Source organism: Lactiplantibacillus dongliensis (assembly GCF_005405105.1).
Taxonomy (GTDB): domain Bacteria; phylum Bacillota; class Bacilli; order Lactobacillales; family Lactobacillaceae; genus Lactiplantibacillus; species Lactiplantibacillus dongliensis.
This window is the reverse complement of sequence record NZ_BJDK01000045.1, coordinates 21790-29001: the sequence shown is the minus strand read 5'-3', so window position 1 is coordinate 29001 and position 7212 is coordinate 21790. Positions and strand designations below refer to the sequence as shown.

Here is a 7212-nt window from a genome sequence, read left to right as displayed (position 1 = left end):
CTTAGTTAGTAGAGTAACTATAGTGTAGCCTTGTTGGGCTATTTTTGTACAAATCTAATCAACTAGCACCAAGCGTACTAAATGTAATTAGCAATGTTGAGGAGGGGTTGATCAATGATGTGGATGTCAGTTGTCGTACTATTAGTGTATATCGCCATCTTCGGGGGTGTCGGCTGGTTATTGTGGAAGTTGTTCAGCATGTTAGGAAAAATCGTCAGCACGTTGCAACAGATTTTAACAGAATTACAACGTAAGTAAGTGTCAAAAGTCGATCAATCATTTTCGTATAAGGGGACGATCAAATGAGTGCTAACCTGATGGATATTACATTTATTGTAATCAATTTAGTGGTTGTTGGATTCTTTGGTTATTTAATTTGGAAACTATTTAAACTATTAACAGATATTAATAAAAAATTGTGATGGCAATCTTTTTAGCGCCGTTTGTAAAAATAGACACGCTGTTTAAAATGATTTTTTCATTTTAAGCAACGTGTCTATTTGATTAAAGTCGGTAAATATCTAAGATACTGCCGGTATTGGCATCTGCTAGGAACTCGTATTGAACCAATTGACCGTCTTCATAACGGGTGATCCCGCCATAATAGACATCAGTCCGTAGTGCGAATTTTTGAAGCGGGGCTTTTTTCATTTCAATCCATGAGCCTTCAATTGGAGCTTCTTTTAAGAAGGCGCGTTTGACTTGATTTAAGATTTGATTGGGGGTTGGTCGGCGCAACCGTTTGAGGAGGCCGCCGATTGAAAAGCCACCTGCGACTCCGGCCATTCCAACTGCCAATAAACCGCCGTATTGAATTTGTTTATGCATGTTGCGTACTCCTTTCGACCAACTCGGATATTTTTTTGTTCAGAAATAGTATACCAATGATTGACGCGAATACCAAGAAAAGTCATAATTAATCAGTATGATTCTATTGAAATAAGTTATAATAATAAAATGAACGCATAAGCTAAGAAATAAAGGGGATACCAATGTTAATTACAAGTTATAATCCAACGCAACTAGGCGATACGTTAATCGCTATTTTACGCCCAGATACGGCTGAACAAAAAATTGAAACCCATGCCAACGTCACCCGAATTAGTGACGTTGCTACCGGTGAAACGTTAGGTTACAACTTTTTCGACGTTTCTAAAACATTGGGCACCTTAGACGTTAATGGTCAGATCAAATTGACAGCTGACCAAGTGGCTAAGTTAAACGACTTGTTGACGGCTAATGATTTTGACGCTGACTTGGTCGTTGATTTGACGCCTAAATTCGTGGTGGGTCATGTGGATTCAGCGGAAGCCCATCCCAAGTCCGATCATTTACAAATTACCAAGACCAATGTTGGAACGGATACGGATTTGCAAATTGTCAGTGGTTCACCGAACATGCAAGCAGATATTTTAGTGGTTGTTGCTAAAGTTGGGGCAATGATGCCCGATGGCTTGATTATTTGGCCCGGCGAATTACGCGGTGTTGAAAGTGACGGCATGATCGTTTCTGGTCGTGAATTACAGTTACCACATGCACCACAACACCCGGGTGCCATGATCTTACCAGCTGATTATCAAGCGGTCGGCGAACCATTTGACTTTGATCGGGCCCAAACTTTATTTACTGCTTAAGTCGCATTAACACTGAAATTAGGATGATTGAAAATGAACCATTATGATGGCCCGGCTTTTTTCCGGAAATATGCACGACCTCAAAAAAAGAATCGTTCCGCGGCGGCCAGTCAATCAACTCCTGCTGCGGACCAACCAACGCAATCAGCAACAAGCGCTGCGGCGGCGCCTACACCACCAGTCCGGCCAAAAAAGGTTGTGCCGGCAACTAGTGCGGCTCCGTTTAGTGGTGGCACGCATGGGGTGTTCCATCCGTCCAAGGTGCCGGCCCAGTTAGCGAGTGCCAAGCAAGTGCACCAGCCGTTGGCACCAACGGATACCACGGATTATTTGGCGATTGAAACATTATTGCACAAGTCACGCGACAGTTATTTATTGTTTGCAACGGCAGGTGATGAAACTTTCCCAGTAGTTGAGCTACAAGCAGCGCAACCGATGTCAGCAAGCATTGACGCTGATTCAACTAGTCAAGCAAAGGTTGAGTCGGCGAGTGCTAGTCAAGCTGTTGCGGCGGTCAGTCAGGCAGCAACGGAAGTCTTTCAACCGACTAGTACGTCAGCGTTACCAACCGTGGTGTTTGAGCCGACTGAACCCAGCTTGGCAGCCAGTGTGGTTGTAGCCGAGCAATCAGTGGCCGCGCGCGCGTTGCCGACCGTGGTCTTTGAGCCAACTGATCCAAGCTTAGCGGCTAGCGTTGCAGCGCTGGCACCGGTATCTGCCGATGCTGCTGAACCGACCGTCGTGTTTGAACCCACGCAACCGATTGAATCGGCTGCCCCAGCGCCTATTAGTGCTGAGCCAACGGTGGTCTTTGAACCGACGGCGCCAATTACGGTGGCTAATGATGACACTGCCAGTCAAGTTGAATCAGTTGCGAGTGTGGCCCCAAGTACGGCGGTACCTAGTGAAGCCCCAAGTGCGGCCGCTAAGCCAACCCATGGCCTGGGCTTGTCACTAGATGCGATTATGAATGAAGAAGATCAGGCACAAGCTGATTTGGCGTTATTCAAAGATGCGCCAGTGGCTGATGATGATGCTGATTTGTATCAACCAGTCGGGGTGCATCGTTCAGTTTCGCAAGCACCGACACCGCGTGTCCAGTCAACAGCGCCACGTTCAGCTGAACCAGCGCCGGTAACAAGTGCGGCCAGCGAACCAGTCTCGGCCGTTCACTCAGGTGATTCTGCGGCACCAGTTCTAGCCGATAAAGAATTAGCGGCGTATCATTTTCCGCCGTTAGCCTTACTGAAAGATCCCGTGATTCCAGATGAAAGCGAAATGGATGATTGGATTGAAAGCAAGGCTAGTGCGCTCGATGAGTCGTTGGACGCCTTTGGAGTTGATGCTAATGTCGTTGACTGGACAGTTGGGCCAACGGTCACTCAGTTCCAAGTAAAATTGGCCCGCGGGGTTAAAGTCAGCAAGATTACCAATTTAAATGATGATCTGAAGTTGGCGTTAGCGGCCAAAGATATTCGAATTGAGGCGCCGATTCCTGGTCGCAACACAGTCGGAATTGAAATTCCTAATAAGAAGTCTCGCCCGGTCATGTTGTCGGAAGTTTTAAATTCAACGAAATTTAAGGAAAGCAAGTCGCCACTGACCGTTGCGTTAGGGGTCGATTTGTTTGGGCAACCGCAAGTCACCGATCTGCGGAAAATGCCGCATGGCTTGATTGCCGGGGCCACGGGTTCCGGGAAGTCAGTCTTTATTAACAGTATCTTGGTGTCGATTCTCTATAAAGCGAATCCCCAAGAAGTTAAGCTGTTACTGATTGATCCAAAGGCGGTTGAACTAGCGCCGTACGATAAAGTTCCACACCTGCTGGCACCAGTAATCTCTGAACCCAAGGCCGCTTCGGCTGCGTTGAAGTGGGTCGTTGATGAGATGGATCATCGTTACGAAAAGCTCGCTGCGGGTGGGGCGCGTAACATTGAACAGTTCAACCAATTGGCCGTTGAACATCATGAGGATGGCTTAAAAATGCCGTATATCGTGATTGTGATTGACGAATTGGCCGACTTGATGATGGTGGCCTCTAGTGAGGTGCAAGATTACATTGCCCGCATTACCCAAAAGGCACGGGCTGCCGGGATTCACTTGTTAGTTGCCACTCAGCGGCCAAGTGTCGATGTGGTGACTGGACTGATTAAGAATAATATTCCAACGCGAATTGCCTTTATGGTGGCGAGTCAGATTGATTCGCGGACCATCTTAGACGCGAGTGGGGCGGAACGATTGCTGGGCCGCGGGGATATGCTGTATCTCGGCAATGGGCAAAGTACGCCGATTCGGATTCAAGGGACTTATGTGGATAGCGAGATTGATGATATTGCGCAATTTGTGCGTGATCAAGCTGCACCGCATTATGAGTTCCAGCCGGATAACTTAATGAAGCATGAGGAAGCTGCTAAGAATCAAGACGAACTCATGCCAGAAATTTTGGCTTACTTGGCCGATGAAGAGACCATTTCTACTTCTAAGTTGCAACGAACGTTCTCAGTCGGCTACAATCGCGCGGCTAATATTATTGATGATCTCGAAAGCCGCAACTATGTGTCACCAGCTAAAGGATCAAAGCCACGTGATGTGTATTTCACGGCGGACGATTTAACTAAATTACAAGCTAACTCATAACAAAAAATCAAGGATTCACCAGTCAAATGATGAATTGTCAATATGGGAGATTATAAGAACAATGGATAAAGCAACGGTTTATTATTTTGTAGGGATTAAGGGCTCTGGAATGAGCTCATTAGCTTTGATTTTGCACGATAAGGGGTTTAAAGTCGAAGGTTCCGATATCGAACAATATACCTTTACGCAGAAAGGCTTAGCTGCCGCTGGGATTAAAATGTTGCCTTTTGATGCAGCCAATATTCATGATGGCTTAACGGTGATTGCCGGGAATTCCTTTACCGACGAACATCCTGAAATCAAAAAAGCGCGTGAAATGGGCTTACCAGTGTACCGTTACCATGAATTTTTAGGTAAATTAATGGAAGGCTACACGAGTATCGGGGTTGCTGGGACGCATGGTAAGACTTCAACGACGGGGTTGTTGTCACATGTATTGAGTAACATTGCCCCAACGAGTTATTTGATTGGTGATGGGACTGGGAAAGGGACGCCAGACGCTCGTTTCTTCGTCTTTGAAGCCGATGAATACCGTCGCCATTTCGTTGCTTATCATCCTGACTATGCCATCATGACCAATGTTGACTTTGATCATCCTGATTATTACAAGGATCTAAACGATGTACAGTCAGCCTTCAAGCAATTCGGTAGCCAAGTTAAAAAAGGTATCTTTGCTTGGGGTGACGATGAAAGTTTACGGCATTTAGATGTTGAGACGCCGATCTATTATTACGGGACGAAGGATCGTGATGATTTCCAAGCTGTCAATATCAAGCGGACGACCAAAGGCTCTTCATTTGAAGTGACGTATCAAGGGAAATCCTTAGGTGAATTCGAAATTCCATTGTTCGGTGAACATAATGTCTTGAATAGTATGGCTGTCATTGCGGTTGCTTACTTTGAAAAAGTTGACTTAGACGAAATTCGTCGCGAATTATTGAGCTTCAGTGGCGTTAAACGGCGCTTCTCTGAAACTAAGGTCGGCGATATGATGTTGATCGATGACTATGCGCATCATCCATCAGAAATCAAAGCTACTTTGGATGCTGCCCGTCAAAAGTATCCTGATAAGGAAATCTTGGCAGTCTTCCAACCACATACGTATTCTCGGACGAAGGCGTTGATGGATGGCTTTGCCGCCAGCTTAAGCAAAGCTGACCATGTCTTCTTGACCAACATCTTCAGTTCAGCACGTGAAAAGAGTGGCGATGTGTCATCGGAAGATTTAGCAGCTAAGTTACCAAATGGCGGCGAAATCATCACGATGGACAGCATGGCAGCATTAACGGCTTATCATGATGCCGTGGTCGTCTTCATGGGTGCCGGTGATATTCAAAAATATGAAAAAGTTTACGAAGACGCAGTTAACGCGCGTTAAGCGAACTTGAAACTAGCGACTCAATGTTGAATTGAGTCGCTTTTTTGTCGGCTGTATTTCGATTGTCACTCTGGTTGGGTCAGCCTTGGCTGGAACGTGGTGGCCACGTTTTTGAGCCATAGTGCGGTCTCAAATGACACCACTGAGCCCATGCTGACCCGCCCGTCGTTAATCAATGGTTAGTTATTTTTATGGTGGGTGACAAATAGGGATAGTGGTTGGACATTGGCTGATGATTTTTTTGAGATGCATTTTTGTTTCCTGAAAAACATATGCTGACGACCATCTTTGATACCAATAATGGCAATTGATAGTTGGTATAGCTATCGCAAGGTATCACTAATTTTTAACTAACACTAGTTAAGTGTAGCCGAGCGGGCATGGTATCCCGTGTCGATGCGCTTAGCCAGTGGGTTAGGCTGGCTTAGCGCATGGGACGACTTTGAAGACGTGGTTTTCGGCTTCCAAGCGAGGAGATCGACCGCACTTTGGCGATTCCCGGTCCCCACCGGATGCCTTGTCCGCTCGGTGGAACGACAGTCAAAATCCGGCAAAAGGTTTGCGGCAAGTTCACCCCAAAATCGTTATAAAATCTTATAGTTATCACAGATACAAACTGTTTTACCTTCTTTGACTAATCTGATACACTAGATATCAAGAAAGTTGAGGTGACTGATTGAGATGGTTGATCGAATTTGGTGCAGTCATGCAATTGACAAATTGGCCACTGACCGTCACTAGCTATGCGTTAGTGACGTCTCAATTAGCACGGCAACTCGGATTTTGAAAAGATAACTAGTTAAATATTAGGTGAAAGAGGGATTATATGAACAACTTTCAACAAGAACCACAAAACCCCCGTACAATTAATACCCAAGTGGGGTTACGTAGCTTTTTAGCTAAAATGTATGGGTACATGTCATTGGCGGTATTGGTTTCAGCAGTCGTGGCATTCTTATCGATGACGGTTTGGAAACCGGTTATTTTCGGCGCCTTTGCCTCACATCCGCTCATGTTTTTGATGATTTTCATCATTAGCATGTTTGCGATGATTGGTGGGATTCAAGTTAATGCCACCCGTAATCCAGCGATGAGTTTTACTTTGTTAATGCTCTTTGCCGTGGTCTTTGGCGCTGAAATGTCGATCACGTTGTCCTTGTATACGAAGGCTTCAATTGTTGGGGCGTTCTTTGCGGCCACGGCGGTCTTTGGCACAATGGCGGTGATTGGGACGACAACTAAGCGCGATATGTCACGTTTAGGCACGCATTTATTTGCCGCTTTAATCGGACTGTTAGTAGCTTCCGTGGTAAACATGTTCCTACAAAGCGCCATGATTAGCTACGTCTTCTCGTATATTGGCGTGTTGATCTTCGCGGGGTTATCCATGTGGGATGCCAACCGGATGCGTGATATGTATCTGAAGTACGGTGACCAAGTTTCTTCAACTGGGTTAGCTGTTACGGGGGCCTTACAACTTTACTTGGACTTCGTTAACTTGTTCTTATACTTTGTCCAAATCTTCGGTGGTTCTAGCCGCGATTAATTAAATGATTGCATAAA

The 7212-nt window shown here is 45.7% G+C and carries 6 protein-coding genes; 5 read left to right on the top strand and 1 reads right to left on the bottom strand.

Annotated features, from left to right (window positions below; translation table 11 throughout):
- The first annotated feature begins 114 nt into the window (after nt 1–114).
- Nucleotides 115–258 (top strand): hypothetical protein, encoded by a 144-nt coding sequence (locus tag FFM80_RS14575; protein WP_171001122.1) that lies wholly within the window; start codon nt 115–117, stop codon nt 256–258.
- A 246-nt stretch (nt 259–504) separates the two neighbouring features.
- Here FFM80_RS14575 and FFM80_RS13280 read toward each other — a convergent pair whose 3' ends face one another.
- Nucleotides 505–828, bottom strand: a complete 324-nt coding sequence (locus FFM80_RS13280; RefSeq protein ID WP_137629016.1) for a PepSY domain-containing protein — start codon at nt 826–828, stop codon at nt 505–507.
- A 164-nt stretch (nt 829–992) separates the two neighbouring features.
- Here FFM80_RS13280 and ytpR point away from each other — a divergent pair, with 164 nt between their 5' ends.
- The 4 genes from ytpR to FFM80_RS13260 all read left to right on the top strand — a co-directional run bounded on the left by ytpR (nt 993) and on the right by FFM80_RS13260 (nt 7195).
- Nucleotides 993–1634, top strand: coding sequence for a YtpR family tRNA-binding protein (gene ytpR / locus FFM80_RS13275; protein WP_137634207.1), 642 nt, complete (start codon nt 993–995; stop codon nt 1632–1634).
- A 33-nt stretch (nt 1635–1667) separates the two neighbouring features.
- The gene (locus FFM80_RS13270) at nt 1668–4271 is read left to right on the top strand and encodes a DNA translocase FtsK (RefSeq protein WP_137641236.1); all 2604 of its coding nucleotides are present in this window, start codon (nt 1668–1670) and stop codon (nt 4269–4271) included.
- Nucleotides 4272–4332: 61 nt separating this feature from the next.
- Nucleotides 4333–5649 (top strand): UDP-N-acetylmuramate--L-alanine ligase, encoded by a 1317-nt coding sequence (gene murC, locus FFM80_RS13265; protein ID WP_137641235.1) that lies wholly within the window; start codon nt 4333–4335, stop codon nt 5647–5649.
- An 826-nt stretch (nt 5650–6475) separates the two neighbouring features.
- Complete coding sequence (locus FFM80_RS13260) at nt 6476–7195, top strand: Bax inhibitor-1/YccA family protein (protein WP_137641234.1); 720 nt, start codon at nt 6476–6478, stop codon at nt 7193–7195.
- Nucleotides 7196–7212: the final 17 nt, after the last annotated feature.

Bases quoted from the DNA above. Each gene is read 5' to 3' on its own strand.
- FFM80_RS13260 (WP_137641234.1), top strand. From the start codon at position 6,476: ATGAACAACTTTCAACAAGAACCACAAAACCCCCGTACAATTAATACC.
- murC (WP_137641235.1), top strand. From the start codon at position 4,333: ATGGATAAAGCAACGGTTTATTATTTTGTAGGGATTAAGGGCTCTGGA.
- FFM80_RS14575 (WP_171001122.1), top strand. From the start codon at position 115: ATGATGTGGATGTCAGTTGTCGTACTATTAGTGTATATCGCCATCTTC.
- FFM80_RS13280 (WP_137629016.1), bottom strand. From the start codon at position 828: ATGCATAAACAAATTCAATACGGCGGTTTATTGGCAGTTGGAATGGCC.
- FFM80_RS13270 (WP_137641236.1), top strand. From the start codon at position 1,668: ATGAACCATTATGATGGCCCGGCTTTTTTCCGGAAATATGCACGACCT.
- ytpR (WP_137634207.1), top strand. From the start codon at position 993: ATGTTAATTACAAGTTATAATCCAACGCAACTAGGCGATACGTTAATC.